Raw genomic sequence first — 17,297 nt, forward strand, 5'->3', positions numbered from 1 at the left:
TATTGGTTATGAAATTGACTACCCTATTTATGGTCATAGCCTTTATGCAATGCAGCGCAAGCGCGTTTAGTCAGAAGATTAATCTCGACGCAACAAACGTGCCTTTAAAAAAGGTGCTGCAGGCAATCAATAAACAAAACGGTTACCTGTTTTTTTACGATACCAAAGATGTACGTAACAAAAACATCACTGTAAAGGTAAAAGACGCCTCAATGGATGAAGCGTTAAGCGCCTGCCTTAAAAATCTGCCTTTAACCTACAAGATTGTTAACAACACCGTTTTTTTACAGGAAAAAGAATACACTGCCGCAAACGTAATGCAACTTACCATTAAAGGAAAAGTTGTTGATGATAAAGGCGAAGCTTTACCAGGTGCAAGTATTAAACTTAAAGGTACCAATTTAGGGGTAAGTGCCGATGCAAACGGGGCTTTCAGCATCAATGTACCAGATGAAAAAAGTGTTTTAATTGTAAGCTTTGTTGGCTTTGCGCCAAAAGAAGTTACGGTTGGCAACAATACTTTTTTAACCATCAGCCTTAATGCATCGGGCAAGTTGAGCGAAGTTGTTGTAACGGCCTTAGGTATCAAAAAAGATGAAAAACAATTAGGCTACTCAATAAGCCAGATTGGTGGCGAAGAGGTATCGCTAACCCGCGAACCTACTTTTATCAACGCATTGGAAGGTAAAGTAGCCGGTTTAGTGGTGCAGAGCCCTCCAAACGGACCGGGCGGCTCTTCGCGGGTTATCCTGCGTGGTAATTCTTCATTTTCTGGTTCAAACCAACCTTTGTATGTTGTTGATGGTGTACCTATTAACAGTACCACCCGCGAAAACAGCGACGACGGTGGCAAGGTTTATGGCGGATCTGACCCGGGGGATGGCTTATCATCCATTAACCCCGATGATATTGAAACCATAAGCGTACTTAAAGGCGCATCAGCTGCCGCGCTTTATGGCGGCGGTGCCCAGGCCGGTGTTATTTTAATCACTACAAAAAAAGGAAAAAAAGGCGAGGGACTTGGTATAAGCTTTAACAGTAATACCGTGCTTGAAAAAATGGTGCCCTATGACCATTTGCAAACCGAATATGGCCGTGGCTACCTTGGCCGCCCTTATACACCTGCAGATTATAGCGATCCTATATTTTACGGACAGTTGGGAGATAATTCCGGCGACCCTCCGGGATGGTCATGGGGGGGTAAGTTAGATGGAAGGCCATTTTTAGATATCGATGGTAAAACCAAACCTTACGTATCTCAACCGGCATCTAAAAACTTCGATCGTTTTTTCAATACCGGTGTAACCACCACCAATAGTTTAGCTTTCACAAAAGGAACAGAAAACGGATCGTACCGGGTATCGTTATCGCAAACAAAAGATAACCTGCCTACTCCCGGTGAAAAGTATGAGCGCTATAATGCGGTAATACGGGCCACGCAAGACTATGGTACCAGGCTGCATACCGATTTTAAGGTCGACTTATCAAGAACCCTGCGTATCAACGCGCCGCTTTTACGTGGCGATGGCCGTGGCTCGTTTGGTTTGGCTTACCCGCGTATTGCCAGCTCAACAGATATTACCTTACTTGATGCCAAAACACCAGATGGTAAATACCTGTCAACCTACAATGCAAATCCTTATGTACAAATAGAGCAGGTAACCAATAACCAAACCCAAAACCGCATCCTGTCATCGGGCAATATCACTTATGATATTACCAGCCACCTGCATGCTAATTTAATTGCAGGTTATGATTACATTAATACACCGGCTTTATTTGTTGTACGTCCAAACAACGTAATTAACACCAATGGTGTTTACCGCACTACCACCATTGAGCAGCAAAAGTCCGACGTTAGGGCAATGTTATCCTACGATCATAAATTTGCCAACCTTACTGTAAATGCTTTCGCCGGTGCCGAATTACAAAATTCACAGCAATACTCGTTAGATCTGTACTCCGAAGGGCTGGCAGATCCTAACCTGTTGAATTTTAATAATGCAAGCAATGTGCACCCGCCAACCGAGTCACATACCCCAAGGTATAAAACAAATTCCGTTTTTGCTTCGGTGCAGTTTGGCTATAATGATTATTTGTTTTTAGAGGTCACCGGTCGTAATGATTGGTATTCGGCCCTGTCATCTACCCGTCCGGATTTTAAACCGAATTTGTTTTATCCCTCAGCTAACTTAAGCTTTGTGTTTACCGATGCATTAAAGATAGATCCGTCGATATTATCATTCGGTAAAATAAGGGCATCTATAGGGCAAACCGGCAGTAACCCAACACCGCAGTTAACAGATTTAACATTTACCCTTAAGCCTCCTGTTAATGGTATTACCAATGCCGAAATTACCGGTGGAACAGTACCCCCGCCAAGCTTAAAGCCCGAAACTACAACCGAAACCGAAATTGGTACCGAGCTTAAGTTTTTCCAAAACAGGCTCTCGCTTGATTTTGCTTACTACTACAAAAAATCTGATAATTTTTTACTGCAATCTACCATCAGTAACGCAAGTACTTATAACTCTTTATACTTCAACGCCGGATCGATGTATAACCGTGGTGTGGAGTTAGCGGTTAATGGCAGCCCAATAAAAACCAGGGATTTTACCTGGAATGTAGGCTTTAACGGTGCCAAAAATAAAAACATGGTAACCGCCCTTGATCCAACAATCGGAGCTAACGGGATATCTCATTATTACAATATCAAATCAAAAGTAGGATATCCGCTGGGATCTATATTCGGCAGCACATTTTTGAAAAATGCCCAGGGCCAGGATGTATACGTGCCGGTAAATTCAAGATATGGCACATCTGATGCTTCGCAGCCTAATAATGCCGTTATAAAAGATGTTAATAATAATGAAAGCTACCTTGGCTCGGCCAATCCAAACTGGTCTGGCGGTATCACCAACACCTTCACTTATAAAAATTTCTCCTTCAGCTTCCTTATCGACGGGCAGTTTGGCGGCCAGATTTATGAGGCAGGCGCCAGGTGGACCAACTATTTTGGTAACTCCGAAGCCTCCCTGGTAGGGCGCGATGGTACCTATATTCCTAACGGAGTTATTAATACAGGTACAGCAACAGCCCCTATCTACACTAAAAACACGCTGCCATTCAGTCCTTATATTCAATATAACGATGGAGGTAATGCCGATAAAAGCGCCGATGAAGCTCATGTATTTAGCCGCACGTTTATCAAATTCAGGCAAATATCATTAGGTTATAGCTTGCCGAAAAGCGTGTTAGGCAATAGCCACATCCGCTCGGTTACTTTCTCGCTTATTGGCCGGAACCTTTTTTATCTCAAGAAAAACCTGCCAACGTTTGATCCCGAAGCATCAGACAGTATTGCCCAGGGCTATGGATATGATAGCGGCGCGCTGCCAACCAGCCGCACTTATGGCTTCAACTTAAATGTTACCTTTTAACCATATAGAAAGGAGAAAATCATGAAAAATTTATTTAACAGCATATTATTATTCTTTTTTATAGTAACGGTGCTTACCGGTTGTACAAAGGATTTTGCCAAATACAACTTAAACCCCGATGCCATAACCTCTGTTGATCCGGGCGCATTGTTATCAGACGCGATGGTTAATACATCCAATGTAGATATGTTTCCGCGTACTGCTTACTGCCACGCGTTTATGCAATACGGTTACGCTAATGATTGGCCGGGTAATGCTTATGTTGCAACAGATGATGTATCGCAACGCTACTGGAACAATTTTTACAGGCCGGCTTTAAATGACCTGGAATATATTGTACCGGTACTAAAAGCCCGCACAGATATGCAGTCAACCTATGCGGCTGCCCGGATATGGCGCGTGTTTATTTACCAGAAATTGACTGATTATTATGGCGATATCCCGTATAGCCAGGCTGGTAAAGCATTAAACGATAAGGTTTTTACACCTGTTTATGATCCGCAGCAACAAATCTATACCGATTTTGTAAAAGAGTTAAGAGAATCGATAACGCTTTTAACAAGTAATGCCAGTCAAAAAGTAAGTGGTGATCAGTTTTATGGCGGCAGTGCTGCCCAGTGGAAAAAGCTGGCATCTTCTATGTTGCTGAAGATAGGTATGCGTTTAATCAAAGTCGATCCAACACAGGCATCTGCATTGGCAAAGGAGGCAATTGCCGATGGTGTAATGACCAGCAATGCCGATATGCCAATTTTATTGCACAATGCTGCCGCGCCAAATGGCTTTAATTTTACTTTAAACGATGGTGAAAATGATTTCTTTTTGCATAAAACCCTGGTAACCGAAATGAAGGTAGCCGGCGATCCTCGTTTAGCGGTATACGGGGGTGTTTATAACACCTTTATAGCCAACAGCGGTACCAAAACATTGCCTGTTGATACCACTCAATTTAATGGCTACAGCTTTAAAGCAACTGATCCGGCTCCAAACACGCGTGTTAACTACGATGCATTTGGCCAAAAGGATACCCCTTTCTTTGATTTCGCTTACGCCGAAGTTGAGTTTTTAACCGCTGAAGCCATAGTACGCGGATACATTACAGGCAGCGCCGCCGACCATTATAAGGCAGGTATCACGGGCCACATGCAATCGTTAGCTAAGCTATCGGGTGGCCCGGTAATTACCGACGCGCAAATAAGTGCTTATCTTACTAAAAACCCTCTTCCGGCGGCTGCCGAAGCTCAAATATCAAAAATCAACACCGAATTTTGGGTTGCAGGTTTTGTTTTTGACGCTGATGAAGTTTGGGCCAACTGGCGACGTACCGGCTACCCGGTTTTAACCCCTAACCCGGGTACATCGGGCGTTATACCCCGAAAAATTCCTTACCCGCAATCGGAGTTTAATTTAAATAATGCCAACGTCACCGCTGCATTGGCAAACTACGGTGGTACCAATAACTTTAATGATAAAGCCCGCGTTTGGTGGGATAAATAACAGCTTGGTTTAGGTTGGTTTCGTTAAGGCCGCTTCCTGGTATCCAGGAGCGGCCTTTTTTGCATACACTCGTGGCAGCTATAGAAGTAATACAATAGTTTTGTGATTGATAAAAGCGCAAAATGTTATTGTGGTTGCATCCACAGGAAATCAAAAAGCCGCCATACCAAAGTAAAGCGGCTTTTGTAGCGCGGTTGCGGATCATTTTATACGGGAATTTGCACTATTCCGACTCTTCCCCGAAACCCATTTATCCTTGTTCCACCTGCCTCAGGTTGTCCATTTTCTTGTAAGCTAAAAATCCCTTGATGTCCTCAAAATGTTCACGGACGCGTTTATTACCAAACTCGAATACTTTTTTTACCAGCCCATCCAGGAAATCCCGGTCATGGGATACCAAAATCAGCGTCCCGTCAAAATCCTTCAACGCGTCTTTGATAATGTCTTTGGTCTTCATATCCAAATGGTTGGTTGGCTCATCCAGTATCAACACGTTTACCGGTTCCAACAGCAGCTTGATCATGGCCAGGCGTGTTTTCTCGCCGCCCGAAAGCACCTTCACCTTTTTTGTAGTATCGTCGCCACTGAACATAAATGCACCCAAAAGGTCTTTGATCTTTACGGTGCCATCACTTAAAGGAATCTGGTCGATGGTTTCAAATACGGTTAAACTCTCGTCTAACAGCGAAGCCTGGTTTTGGGCAAAGTACCCGATTTTCGCATTGTGGCCTACTTTTAAACTTCCTTCAAAATCAATCTCGCCCATGATAGCTTTGATCATGGTCGACTTGCCTTCACCGTTTTTACCAACAAAAGCTACTTTTTCGCCCCGCTCAATCACCATAGCTGCTTTCTCAAACACAACGTGACTGCCATAGGTTTTTGTCAGCTCTTCAACCATTACCGGATATTGACCAGAACGTGGCGATGGTGGAAATTTCAATCTTAAGGCCGAAGTATCTACCTCATCAATTTCGATGACCTCCAGCTTTTCGAGCATCTTCACCCGCGACTGCACCTGCAACGTTTTGGAGTAGGTACCTCTAAACCGGTCTATAAATTCCTGGTTATCGGCAATAAAACGCTGTTGTTCCTCGTAGGCTTTCAATTGGTGTACGCGCCTATCGGCACGCAGCTGCAGGTAATGGGTGTATTTGGCCTTATAATCGTATATCCTGCCCATGGTAACCTCAATGGTGCGGTTGGAAACATTATCTACAAAAGCACGGTCGTGCGAGATGACTATTACCGCCTTTGCCGAGTTGATCAGGAAATCCTCCAGCCATTGTATACTATCGATATCCATATGGTTTGTAGGCTCATCCAGTAAGATCAGATCCGGTTTCTTTAAAAGAATTTTCGCCAGCTCGATACGCATGCGCCATCCGCCCGAAAACTCGGAAGTTTGGCGGGTAAAGTCTTTGCGTTCGAAACCTAAGCCTTTGAGTACTTTTTCAACCTCCGCATCATAATTAACCTCTTCCATCGAATAAAACTTCTCACTCAGTTCCGATACCCGTTCAATCAGTTTCATGTAATCATCACTATCGTAGTCGGTACGGATAGTGAGTTGCTCATTCAACTCATCAAGGTCTTTTTGCATCTGATTGGCTTCGTCAAATGCTTTCATCGTTTCTTCAAAAACGGTAACGTTATCATGGGTAAGCAAATGCTGTGGCAAATAGGCTATTACCGCGTCCTTGGGGCCGGTTACATTACCAGTAGTGGGTTTAGACGCACCGGCAATGATCTTAAGGATGGTCGACTTGCCTGCGCCGTTTTTGCCCATCAGGGCTATCTTATCGTTCTCGTTTACCGAAAAAGTCACGTCACTAAATAAGGTGGTTCCGCCAAATGAAACGGAGATGTTATTTACATTAATCACAGTATGGAAATATTGAATTGTGCGCAAAGATAAAAAAAGACATAGAATTATGGCAGGAGTATGCAGGGGACGCAAGGGAAATCGCTTTTAATATTTAACTTTATTTTCTCACAAGCTGAGCGTAGAATAAACACGAATTTAACTGCCCGTAAGATAGATTATAGCTAATTTCACCAATTTTTTTATCACATTTAAATTTGTGCTACAGGGCAAACGCATCTAACCAGGGTTAACATAACTTAACATATTTCAGAAGTATACTTTATAAATAATTGGTAATCAATATTTTATATTTTAACATGGTTAACACTAAACGGATGTATGGCGCAATTAATTTATGAAAATTGAATATGACGAAACAAAAATTGTTGCTGCTTTTCATTGCCGTTTGTGCTATTTGGAATAGTGCAAAGGGGCAATCTTATTCGGTCGAATCTTTTGAAGGTCAAACGGTTAAAATTAACTTAACAGAGAAACCAACTAAGAAAACGTGGTATAGTGCAACAGTATCCTGCTTAACTGACAGTTTGTTTTTGGTAGATTATAATGGCATTAAAGAAGTTCATGTATTGGGTCATAAGTTTCTTGAAATTGTTTATGATACAAGAGGTGGCTCAGGATATCAGTCAAGAAATACAGTGATCTTATCCGTCAAAGAAAATAAGATGCATGTAGCAATACTCGTAAATTCTTTTGGTAAAGCTTTCGGAAGTGATATTGATGGGAGCATTTATGTGGTTAAGTTTAATATAATTGGAAATAATAAAAGTAATTTTAAGTTAGTAGCTCACATTTATGATCGACATAACTCAAGTTCTTACCCCTCTAAAAATTACGTAAGAAATAAGAAAGTAATTTTAAACTTCGATTCCGTGCGAAATGTTTTTTATAGCGCCCACAAAAGGATAACTCAATCATTTACTATAGACGATCCTAAAACGCAGCAATCGGGCAAACAAAAGATAAGCGGTACTTTACCCATCATTGCTTTGGTACCGGATAACTATTATTATATAAACGGTGAATGGTACAAGAGAGGCTATGACGATAACTTGTTTAAAGAATATTATAGGTAATCGTTTTACAATATTTAGAAGGTTTTGCCTTGTTCTGATAATGTGGTTGACATCGACCTACCAACCCGAGAGATTAAATCTTTTTCAGTTGCGGCCCGACTTTATCAAAGTATTCATGGAAGCCTGGTTGGGTTGCTGATTGCTTTATCCCGGGAAAACCACAATTGTCCATAGCTATGCGTAGGTAGTTGATGAATGTCGTTTGGTTAGGTTCATTCAAAAATAAATTATCTATAGCCGGCTCTGTTGTAAGTTGGATGGCATAAGCCGGGCCGCCGCTTATATTGTCTTTATGTAGGTAATCGGCTGCTAAATCTAAATAGGCAAATTCTTCATAGCCGTCGGCAAGAATGTCATTCATATACTCTTTCCAATCTTCATTAGTTACCTCATCTAAAAGATCATTAAGGCTATTGATCTGTAATGGATCTGAAAGCTGCCAAAGTATGTTTGGATTCGCTTCATAATCCCATCCAAAATTACAAGAGCCAACAATTTTATAAAATAGTTTTAGTGAATAAGGTACATACCCGAAACCATTCACGACATCATCCAAAGTAATAAGCAGCTTATCAGTATCGGGCAACGGCTTTAATAAGGGTCTTTGGAAGTTGAATTGAGAATCGGTATTTAAAACATAACCGGTCTGCTGCAGTTCATGATAGATAATATCAAGATTGTATGCGACCCTGTTGAATGTCTCGATAAGTACATTATTTACATCTTCAAAATACGTGCCGTTAAAAGCATCAGCACCTAAGCTGTATATATCATTATAAACAGCGTTGCAATCCTTGCCATTTAAATATCTTTTATAAAAATTCATGTACTAATGTAAAGCAAATTACACTCTCGTCGGCTATTAAAGCGCCCCAACAATCCCCCTCAAATAACCCTCATGATTTGATTTGCCAATCACCACATCCCGGCATTGGTTGAAGCCAACAAAACGTTTCAGCGCGTCCGCCAGTTTATGGAGCTGCGTTTCGTCCAGTGCCAGGTCTTCAAAGTGCAAATTGTGCACTATCAAAATCTTCTTTTTCCTGTCGGCTTTGGCATCCATGCGGGCCACAAAGGTATCGCCTATTAAAACTGGTAACGAAAAGTAGCCATACTTGCGTTTGGGCGCGGGCACAAAGCATTCTACCTGGTAATCAAAATCAAAAAACAGTTTGAGCCGGTGCCTGAACACATTCAGCACATCAAATGGGGAAAGGATATAAACATCGCCGGAGAGTTGTATCTCTTTATTTTGATAAGCAGGCAACATAAAATGAGGCGCGGTTTTAAGTCCATCTATTGTTACGCTGCAAATCAGCCCTTCGGCTGCCATTTTTTCCAGCTCCTTTTTCACCAGGTTGTTTTTAACGTGCCGGGCGCGCCAGGCCATTTCCTTTGCCGAGGCGATCCCCAGGGCAGTGAGCGTTTTGATGATCACGTGCCGGGCGTACTCCTGGGGGGTAGGCATAGTAGTGTCGGTACCATCGGGGATTAAATTTAGGGGGATGTCATATAGTTTCTTAAAGTCGCGCCGGCGGGTGGTCATCAGTCTGCCGTCCAGATACAACCGTTCCAACGCCACTTTTGATGGCCGCCAATCCCACCAGCCCGAGCTTGCTTCCTGCCGGTCGTTATCAAAATCAGTCACCATCAGTGGCCCTTCTCTGCCAACCCTGTCCAGCACCTGTTCCATGAGGTTAATCTCGGCCCTTGATTGCGGTTTGCGGTTAGTGCCAAAGCTATCCTTTACAACTAAGGAAAATCGAAAATCGTGCATGGGCATAAAGCCTGAGTCGGACATGAAAAATTCAAAGATGCGGCCATCCTCCTGCAAGTCGTAAAGCCAATCCGGTTCGTAATCGGGCACCCGTGCCGCAATGGAGTGATGGTGGGCGCGCTCAACAACGTAATTGGTATCAATCTGGATATAACCCAAATGGTCGATGAGTTTATAAACCGCCTCTGGCCCTGTGCCAAACGGTGCAGGCTGGGCCAGGCCAGCCGCGTGCAGGATGATTTTTCGGGCTTGTGGTATGCTAAGGGTAATATGGGGCATGGTTAAGCAAACTTAAAAAATAAAGATACGATGTAAAATTATGTGGTGGGAGGTGGAAAATTATTGGGGGGGGAATAAGGTGTCAAAAAAGGTGGTCATGCTGAGCCTGTCGAAGCACGTGGGCAAAGTACTCTGCACGCGTGCTTTCGAAAGGTTAGGTAACTCGAAAATACTACAGGTCATGTAAGTAAGTACTAAGCAACCACAAACTGTGCTTTACGCTTGTTTGGGTAACGAAAATAAGTAGTTTTAGCCGACAACATCGGCCTGCTCAGTTGCCGCGGGAGGGCTGTTACTTTTGAAGCCGCAAAAGTAGCCAAAACGGCTGTCAGCAGAAATGCTTCTTTGCGTTCAAGGCCTTTGCCCTGCAAAACCGCCAAAACCTGGGCCGGGATTATTTTGCCCCCGGCGCAATAGCCCTCTGCAGGCAAAAACTCCTATGCCCTGCCACCGCGCAGCCCCGCATTGTTTTGCCCGTTTTCGCCCGAAGCTGTTCTGCTGACGAATAGGGAAGACGAGGACTTTGGTTTCCCTACAACCACTTACTAAACCAATCCAGCGTCATCCTGAAATGCTGTGGCGTGGACGTATGGAAAAGTTTGGGGGTTACGTCGCGGTTAATCTTATTGCTTGCCTTTTGGGCTGTGTATACCTGCATGGCCGATGCGTAGGCAATGTTTGCGCCGGGTAGGGGGCAATTTGGGTCGTTTTCGGTACCTATAACCAGTAGTGCCCGTGGTGCCATCAGGCGCAGCAGCGAGGGGCAGTCAAATTCGCCGGTAATGTTGGGCAGCAATTTATCCCACACCGCCTTTACATTCCGTTTATTTAAAGCCGAATCGCCAAGGTCTTTGGCAGCCTGTAAGTGCGCGCCCTGGATAGTGCCTGCCCGTGCCTGCCATTTATCGTTATCTAACGACCATTGGAAGCTTTGTACAGAAATATCCAGCACTATGACTTTTATTCGTTTATCTACCGACGAGGCAAGCCAGGTTTCGATACCACCCATAGATATGCCACCCATGCCAAGTCGGTTGGGGTCTACGTCCGGTCGGCTTGTAAGGTAATCGGTTACCCGCCAAAGGTCAAAAGCGGTATCAAATAAAAATGGATGGGTTTGATGGGCTTTGTCTTTATTTTCCCAGGCAGCGGTAGCGGCAGCAACATATTCCTTTGAGCCGTGCGCGCCACCCGCTATGCGTTCGCCATGAAAGCGGGCATCAATGGATACGCCCATGATACCTTTTTTAACCAACTGGTATAGCATCCCTTTGTTATCCTCTTTTTTACCGCCCGTGCCGTGCAAAAAAATAACCGCGGGATATGATTTTAAGCCAGTGACCGGCTTATAGATCAGAATTGGTACCCTTTCGTTTTTTTCGCTGTAAATGAAACCGTGCTCAATAATTACCGAATCGGTTTTAGTGATATCGAAGGATGGGTTTAGGGGTACGCGAGGCCGTTCCAGCAGCTTTTTAAAATCGGCGGCTACCTTATCGGCGGGCGGATAATTTATTTGCTGGGCTGATGAAAACAGCGTGCCAAACGACAACGCGGCGGCGGTGCAAAGTATTTTGATCTTAAACAACATAGGGTAGCAGATTTATGGGTACAATGTATAAAATAGGACGGTTAATCATTGTAACAATAGCGTGGTTGTTTCATTGCATGTGAGGTTTTGTAGAGACGCATATTTGCGTCTCCCGCGTGCAAATCGGCCATATAGATCGGCCTTACAAACCGGCTCTGTAAGTTCTGAATGTCCTGCGGGAGACGCAAATACGCGTCTCTACAGAAAAATGCATTAAAAACTTTCTTCGTAAACTGTTGCTCCCGGTGTTTCCAGCTTGTAATGTTTCACCTCACCGGGGCCTTCAAATTCAAAACGGATGCCGATGATATGTCCCATGGGATGGTTTTGCGCCACATCGTAGATCTGCTTTTTGTTGAGGTAGATTTTAAGGTGCCGATCTTTAACCGTACAGGTAAGGTTTTGAAACTGTGATACATCACAACCGAAAGCGCTCAGATCGTGGTCTTTGCCGCCTATCCAGTCGCCAACATTTAAAATGCCCATATCGGCTATGCAGCCTTTATTAACCAAAGGGATAATGATGGCGGTGCCGGTGCCCAGGATGGTAAGATCGAGCTTGCCACAAATGGATTGGCCGGCGGTTGAACTGTTGCGTAAAGTGCAATCAAGGGTGAAATCATCAGCTTTAATACCCGGAAACTCCCGCACATTCGAAAACTTTACCCAATTGTCGTTGAACACCGAAAGACCCAGTTTCTGCTGCATCAATTCGCCCGAAATGCCCATACCGCCGGTGGTTTTTATTTCATGAGCAGATAAATAAACGGGGACGGGGGACTTATCAATAATACCTTTCCATCCTTTTGTTTTAATGAAGATGACCGCTTCCTTTTTTACCTGGTTATCTACAATGAGTTTGGCGTTGAAAAAGCCAGGGTGATAATAAATGGATGTAAATTGTTTACCATCACCGGGCACCTGCTCGCGCCGGGAAGGGTCCCAGTTTTGCTGGATAAAAACACTGTCGGATTTGAAGGTCGAGGCATCGTAATTAAATACAACGGAGTTGGGCAGGTCGTCGGTGATCTTTTTGGTTTCAAATTTAACGGTGGACAGATCGGGCGCGGTTTTTCTTTTTATGCTGATAAAATAAATGCTGCTTATGGCTATCAGTAAACCAAGGGCAAGCCATACATACCTGAAGCTTTTTTTTGCCGGGGGCATAGTTTCAACAGTTTCGGCAACAGGAGGGGCGATGGGTTCGGTGATCATCACACCGTTAACCTGGTATTGCTGCCTGAAATCGCGCCAGCTGGTATAATCCAGGTACCCGGCCAGCGCGTTGAGCGTGGCGGCGGTAGGGAAACTATTATACTTAACCTTACCCCAGATCCTTTTAAGGGTAGATACGCTGAGCTGCACCCTTGTTTTTTCAAAAATGAGCTTGCTTAACTGTTCAAAATCATCATTGGTCCAGATATCGCTGTCGCCCCAGTTTAATGATTGCTCAATTAACCGGCAGCATAGTAAAAGCAATTGTTTTTCTTTTTCCATTGATTTTTAGGTAGTAAGGCCGCATCTAAAGATGCAAAAATGCTTTGAACAAATTTGAACAGAATTGAAACGCCAATCAGGCTTTTTTGTGATAAGCATTTGCAAGCTTTGGTTAATATAAAGGCTAAGCTTATGAAATACAATATTTTATCAGTCCTTATTTTAATCATGACGTTTCAGTCGGTGGTATGTTACAGTCAGGCTACAAAAGATAGTTATGATCTTGCCCGTTTGCTGCGCGATGGTAAACTGGTGATTGGCACCACCCAAAGTGCTAAACCGTTAAACGATGGAACAAAGGGAGGTATTGCCTGCACGGGTGTTGTCTGGCTCAAAGGTGTCGATTTTAAAACCGGTTCCATTGATGTGGATATGCGGGGGAAGGATGTTTTTCAGCAAAGCTTTTTGGGCATCGCTTTTCATGGCGTGGATACGGCCACCTATGATGTTGTTTATTTCCGTCCGTTCAATTTCCAATCGCCCGATACCCTGCGGCGCAGCCACGCGGTTCAGTACATGAGCGAGCCCGATTATCCCTGGGATAAGCTGCGGGCGGCGCATCCGCTGGTTTATGAAAACGCGGTCCAACCCGCGCCCCAGGCTACCGCCTGGTTCCATGCCCATATTGTGGTAACGGCGGATGAAATTGTGGTTTATGTTGATCATTCTGCCAGGCCGTCGCTCAGGGTTAAAAAATTGAACAACCGGCAAAGCGGTCTTATCGGCCTATGGTCATCGGCTTTACCCGGCGATTTTGCCAACCTTGTAATTAATTGATTAAAAGTTATCTGTTTTTTTGTTTTCTTATGAAAAATTTACTGGTTTTTATCCCGTTATTGGCGTTTATTTGTGTAAATGCCCAGCAAAAGTATGTGGTTCATGATCTTTCGGTTATTAAGCCCAAAGAGTGGGTGATCCCCCAAAATGATACCATTCAATACGAGTTTGGATCTTACAAAAATCAAAAGGCGTTGATGGTACAACGCAAGATAGGTGACTACAAAGCGGGTACGCCTATATACCCTACCAACCTCAATTTCAGGGATGGTATTATTGAATGTGACCTGGCTTTTGCAGGTAAGGGTAATGCCTATATAGGCCTGGCTTTCAGGATTAAAGACGCGCATCATTACGAAACGCTATACTTCCGGCCGCTCTCGTCGGGTACCATCAACGCCATCCAATATATGCCCGAAAAGAAAGCCGATTTTAACTGGTGGGATTATGAAGCCGATAAATACCAGGCTAAAGCCATATTACCCCATAACGATTGGTTTCATGTAAAGCTGATAGTTACAGGCAGCAAGTTGGAAGTATATGTAAACAATGCCCCAAAACCGGCTATGGTGTATAGTTCGCTTGATCCATCATTGAAAAATGGTTCGGTAGGTTACTGGCATGGTAACAGTGGCTTATCGGCCTATAAAAACCTGGTAGTTAAATTGTTAAAATAGTTAGTTGTATGAGAAAGCTGTTATTTATACTGTTGATGTTCGCGTCGCCGGCAATTGCCCAAACTATTGCGTATGGTAATAACCCTGCTGCCGGTAACTACCTCAAAATGAGCGACGGTACAAATATTTACTACGAAGTTTATGGCAGCGGCAAACCATTGGTATTACTGCATGGCGGACTTTATGGCGATATCTCTGAGTATGAAAAGCTTATACCTGCCTTAAGCCAATACTATGAGGTGATAGCCATTGGTACCAGGGGGCATGCCAAATCTGAAATAGGGCACACACCTTACACCTATCACATGATGGCCGAAGATGCCTATACGGTTATCCGCCATGTAACAAAGGATAGCATTTTGCTTTTAGGTTTTAGTGATGGCGCGGTGCAGGCAATGGATCTGGCTATTCATCACCCCGGTTTGATCAGGAAAATGGTATTTGCCGGTGGCAATGTTTCGGCTGCAAGCTATCGCCCCGGCGAAATGGAGCAGCTTAAACTACTGAGTGGCAGCTCACTCGAAAAAGATGCCCCCGGATTTGTAGCCGACAGGAAGAAACTAATGCCCGAACCGCAACGCTGGGCCGAGTTTGTGGAGTTATTGAAACATGCATGGGTTAACCAGGTAGCTTTTAGCGACGAAGAGATAAAAAGTATTGCCTGCCATGTATTGGTAACTGCCGGCGATAGGGATCAATATAATCCTATAGAGAGTTTTGTACGTGTCTATAAGCTATTGCCGCATGCGCAACTGGCCGTTATCCCCAACGCAGATCACATTATTTTTTACCGGCAGCCCGAATTGATGGAAAGGATTGTACTTGATTTTTTGCGGTAGGGTATAAATAGGGGCACGTTTATAAGTCAGCCTGCTTTTATTTTTGGCAAATGCAAATCAAATTTTGCAACTTTAGCACCGGCCAAATTTATAACCTATGAAATTCAAAATACTGTCATCGCTGGGGTTTACCGCTTGTTTGAGTGCTATTGCCCTTTTTTGTAACGCTCAAACCACTTTTAAGCCTCAAAAGGAGCTTTTAGCCACCATCACAAAAAACTTTGCCAATGCCAATGCGCAGTATAAAGTACTGGCCACCAAAATAGGACCGGAGGAGTTTCCTAAAACGTATCACCCGGATAAGGATAAGCAGGAAAACAGTAACTCTGGCTGGTGGTGCAGCGGGTTTTACCCGGGCAGCTTATTGTACCTATATCAGCAAACAAAAGATGAGCAATTATTGACCGAAGCTAACCGGATGATGGGCGTGCTGGCCAAAGAGCAATTCAATACCCATACACATGATCTTGGTTTTATGATGTATTGCAGCTTTGGCAACGCCAATAAAATTGAGCCAAAGCCGGAGTATAAGCAGATACTGATTAATAGCGCTAAGTCTTTATCTACCAGGTTTAATCCTGCGGTAGGTTGTATTAAATCATGGGATTCCAAGCCGGGCGATTACCTGGTGATCATCGATAACATGATGAACCTTGAATTACTGTTTTGGGCTACCCACGAAACCGGCGATAGCAGCTATTATAAAATAGCGGTCACCCACGCCAATACCACCATGAAAAACCATTTCAGGCCCGATTATAGTTCTTACCACGTGATCAATTATGACGCGCAAACCGGAGCTGTAAAAGAGAAGAAAACCGCGCAGGGCTTCGCGAATGAATCAGCATGGGCAAGGGGGCAATCATGGGGATTGTATGGCTATACCGTGATGTACCGTGAAACGCACGATAAAAAATACCTTGATCAGGCACAAAATATAGCCCATTTCATTTTAACCAATCCCAACCTACCTGCAGATAAAATACCTTACTGGGATTATAACGCGAGTAATATTCCCAATGCACTGAGGGATGCCTCGGCAGCTTCGGTAATGGCTTCGGCCTTATTGGAGCTTTGCACGTATAGCGATGCTAAAAAAGGGCAGGAGTATTTTGATGTGGCACAAACTATTTTAAAAACCCTTTCGGCCCCACCTTATATGGCTGCCGCCGGTACCAATGGTGGTTTCATTTTACAGCACAGCGTTGGGCACTTCCCTGCCGGTACAGAGATTGATGTGCCGTTAACTTATGCCGATTACTATTTTATTGAAGCCATGAAGCGCTACCAGTCGTTCGGCACAAAAAAATAAGTTATTTTTAGCGGTATAGATCATACAATGGCATTAGGAAAAGGCAGGTTAGAGGCATTTAGCGATGGTGTAATAGCTATCATCATCACCATTATGGTATTAGAAATGAAGGTGCCGCATGGTGATAGCATCGAATCGTTAAAACCAATGGTACCTGTATTTATCAGCTATGTTTTAAGCTTCATTTACGTGGGTATATATTGGAATAACCACCATCATATGATGCAGGCTGTACGGTCGGTAAACGGGGCTGTTTTGTGGGCCAACCTGCATTTGCTTTTCTGGCTTTCGCTTATTCCGTTTGTAACCGGCTGGATGGGCGAAAATCATTTCTCAAAATGGCCAAGCTTTTGTTACGGAGTTGTGCTGGCTATGAACGCCATAGCTTATACAATTTTAGCCAGGATACTGGTAAATATTCATGGCGAAAATTCGGTTTTAGCGCAAGCAATTGGTGCCGATTGGAAGGGAAAAGTATCCTTGTTGATTTATCTTGTGGCAATTTCTCTCACCTGTTATGTACCTATTGCCGGCTTTGCTTTATACATTGTAGTGGCCATTATATGGTTTATTCCCGATAAAAGGATTGAGCGAAAACTTAACCACCAGGATAATGAGCACCATGTTTAAAGTGTTGTATTAAAATATAT

At 43.7% G+C, this 17,297-nt stretch carries 14 protein-coding genes; 8 read left to right on the plus strand and 6 right to left on the minus strand.

Features of this window, described 5'->3' with window-relative positions:
• Positions 1-8 precede the first annotated feature (8 nt).
• Together FHS10_RS24045 and FHS10_RS24050 are read left to right on the plus strand one after the other, a co-directional pair.
• Complete coding sequence (locus FHS10_RS24045) at positions 9-3,440, plus strand: SusC/RagA family TonB-linked outer membrane protein (protein WP_259096004.1); 3,432 nt, start codon at positions 9-11, stop codon at positions 3,438-3,440.
• Between the two features lie 21 nt (positions 3,441-3,461).
• Positions 3,462-4,937 (plus strand): SusD/RagB family nutrient-binding outer membrane lipoprotein, encoded by a 1,476-nt coding sequence (locus FHS10_RS24050; RefSeq protein ID WP_259096007.1) that lies wholly within the window; start codon positions 3,462-3,464, stop codon positions 4,935-4,937.
• A 250-nt stretch (positions 4,938-5,187) separates the two neighbouring features.
• Here the strand turns inward: FHS10_RS24050 and FHS10_RS24055 are convergent, their stop codons facing one another.
• Entirely contained in the window at positions 5,188-6,822 is a 1,635-nt protein-coding gene (locus tag FHS10_RS24055; RefSeq protein WP_310504201.1) for an ABC-F family ATP-binding cassette domain-containing protein, read from the minus strand.
• Positions 6,823-7,172: 350 nt separating this feature from the next.
• Here FHS10_RS24055 and FHS10_RS24060 point away from each other — a divergent pair, with 350 nt between their 5' ends.
• On the plus strand, positions 7,173-7,898 hold the full coding sequence (locus tag FHS10_RS24060; protein WP_259096009.1) for a hypothetical protein: 726 nt from the start codon (positions 7,173-7,175) through the stop codon (positions 7,896-7,898).
• 73 nt (positions 7,899-7,971) lie between these two features.
• On the opposite strand, the gene FHS10_RS24065 is transcribed toward FHS10_RS24060, so the two are convergent.
• From FHS10_RS24065 to FHS10_RS24085, 5 genes are all read right to left on the minus strand, one after another.
• Positions 7,972-8,724: a hypothetical protein gene (locus FHS10_RS24065; protein WP_259096010.1), complete on the minus strand. Its 753-nt coding sequence runs from the start codon at positions 8,722-8,724 to the stop codon at positions 7,972-7,974.
• 36 nt (positions 8,725-8,760) lie between these two features.
• Complete coding sequence (locus FHS10_RS24070; protein ID WP_259096011.1) at positions 8,761-9,954, minus strand: winged helix-turn-helix domain-containing protein; 1,194 nt, start codon at positions 9,952-9,954, stop codon at positions 8,761-8,763.
• A gap of 194 nt (positions 9,955-10,148) precedes the next feature.
• The gene (locus FHS10_RS24075) at positions 10,149-10,385 is read right to left on the minus strand and encodes a hypothetical protein (RefSeq protein WP_259096013.1); all 237 of its coding nucleotides are present in this window, start codon (positions 10,383-10,385) and stop codon (positions 10,149-10,151) included.
• A 101-nt stretch (positions 10,386-10,486) separates the two neighbouring features.
• Positions 10,487-11,545, minus strand: coding sequence for an alpha/beta hydrolase family protein (locus tag FHS10_RS24080; protein ID WP_259096015.1), 1,059 nt, complete (start codon positions 11,543-11,545; stop codon positions 10,487-10,489).
• Between the two features lie 213 nt (positions 11,546-11,758).
• Positions 11,759-13,042 carry a hypothetical protein gene (locus FHS10_RS24085; RefSeq protein WP_259096017.1) on the minus strand — a complete coding sequence of 428 codons (1,284 nt, stop codon included), beginning with the start codon at positions 13,040-13,042 and terminating at the stop codon, positions 11,759-11,761.
• A 132-nt stretch (positions 13,043-13,174) separates the two neighbouring features.
• Between FHS10_RS24085 and FHS10_RS24090 the strand changes: the two genes are divergently transcribed.
• The 5 genes from FHS10_RS24090 to FHS10_RS24110 all read left to right on the plus strand — a co-directional run bounded on the left by FHS10_RS24090 (position 13,175) and on the right by FHS10_RS24110 (position 17,277).
• Complete coding sequence (locus FHS10_RS24090) at positions 13,175-13,819, plus strand: hypothetical protein (RefSeq protein WP_259096019.1); 645 nt, start codon at positions 13,175-13,177, stop codon at positions 13,817-13,819.
• A 29-nt stretch (positions 13,820-13,848) separates the two neighbouring features.
• Positions 13,849-14,496 carry a LamG domain-containing protein gene (locus FHS10_RS24095; protein ID WP_259096021.1) on the plus strand — a complete coding sequence of 216 codons (648 nt, stop codon included), beginning with the start codon at positions 13,849-13,851 and terminating at the stop codon, positions 14,494-14,496.
• 8 nt (positions 14,497-14,504) lie between these two features.
• The gene (locus FHS10_RS24100) at positions 14,505-15,335 is read left to right on the plus strand and encodes an alpha/beta fold hydrolase (protein WP_259096023.1); all 831 of its coding nucleotides are present in this window, start codon (positions 14,505-14,507) and stop codon (positions 15,333-15,335) included.
• Between the two features lie 97 nt (positions 15,336-15,432).
• On the plus strand, positions 15,433-16,647 hold the full coding sequence (locus FHS10_RS24105; protein ID WP_259096025.1) for a glycoside hydrolase family 88 protein: 1,215 nt from the start codon (positions 15,433-15,435) through the stop codon (positions 16,645-16,647).
• 27 nt (positions 16,648-16,674) lie between these two features.
• Positions 16,675-17,277: a TMEM175 family protein gene (locus FHS10_RS24110; protein WP_259096027.1), complete on the plus strand. Its 603-nt coding sequence runs from the start codon at positions 16,675-16,677 to the stop codon at positions 17,275-17,277.
• Positions 17,278-17,297: the final 20 nt, after the last annotated feature.

This window comes from Mucilaginibacter dorajii, assembly GCF_024808255.1.
Lineage (GTDB): Bacteria > Bacteroidota > Bacteroidia > Sphingobacteriales > Sphingobacteriaceae > Mucilaginibacter > Mucilaginibacter dorajii.

Coding starts and splice junctions, on each gene's coding strand:
- FHS10_RS24105 (WP_259096025.1), top strand. CDS start 15,433: ATGAAATTCAAAATACTGTCATCGCTGGGGTTTACCGCTTGTTTGAGT.
- FHS10_RS24080 (WP_259096015.1), bottom strand. CDS start 11,545: ATGTTGTTTAAGATCAAAATACTTTGCACCGCCGCCGCGTTGTCGTTT.
- FHS10_RS24100 (WP_259096023.1), top strand. CDS start 14,505: ATGAGAAAGCTGTTATTTATACTGTTGATGTTCGCGTCGCCGGCAATT.
- FHS10_RS24090 (WP_259096019.1), top strand. CDS start 13,175: ATGAAATACAATATTTTATCAGTCCTTATTTTAATCATGACGTTTCAG.
- FHS10_RS24085 (WP_259096017.1), bottom strand. CDS start 13,042: ATGGAAAAAGAAAAACAATTGCTTTTACTATGCTGCCGGTTAATTGAG.
- FHS10_RS24065 (WP_259096010.1), bottom strand. CDS start 8,724: ATGAATTTTTATAAAAGATATTTAAATGGCAAGGATTGCAACGCTGTT.
- FHS10_RS24060 (WP_259096009.1), top strand. CDS start 7,173: ATGACGAAACAAAAATTGTTGCTGCTTTTCATTGCCGTTTGTGCTATT.
- FHS10_RS24110 (WP_259096027.1), top strand. CDS start 16,675: ATGGCATTAGGAAAAGGCAGGTTAGAGGCATTTAGCGATGGTGTAATA.
- FHS10_RS24050 (WP_259096007.1), top strand. CDS start 3,462: ATGAAAAATTTATTTAACAGCATATTATTATTCTTTTTTATAGTAACG.
- FHS10_RS24070 (WP_259096011.1), bottom strand. CDS start 9,954: ATGCCCCATATTACCCTTAGCATACCACAAGCCCGAAAAATCATCCTG.
- FHS10_RS24095 (WP_259096021.1), top strand. CDS start 13,849: ATGAAAAATTTACTGGTTTTTATCCCGTTATTGGCGTTTATTTGTGTA.
- FHS10_RS24045 (WP_259096004.1), top strand. CDS start 9: ATGAAATTGACTACCCTATTTATGGTCATAGCCTTTATGCAATGCAGC.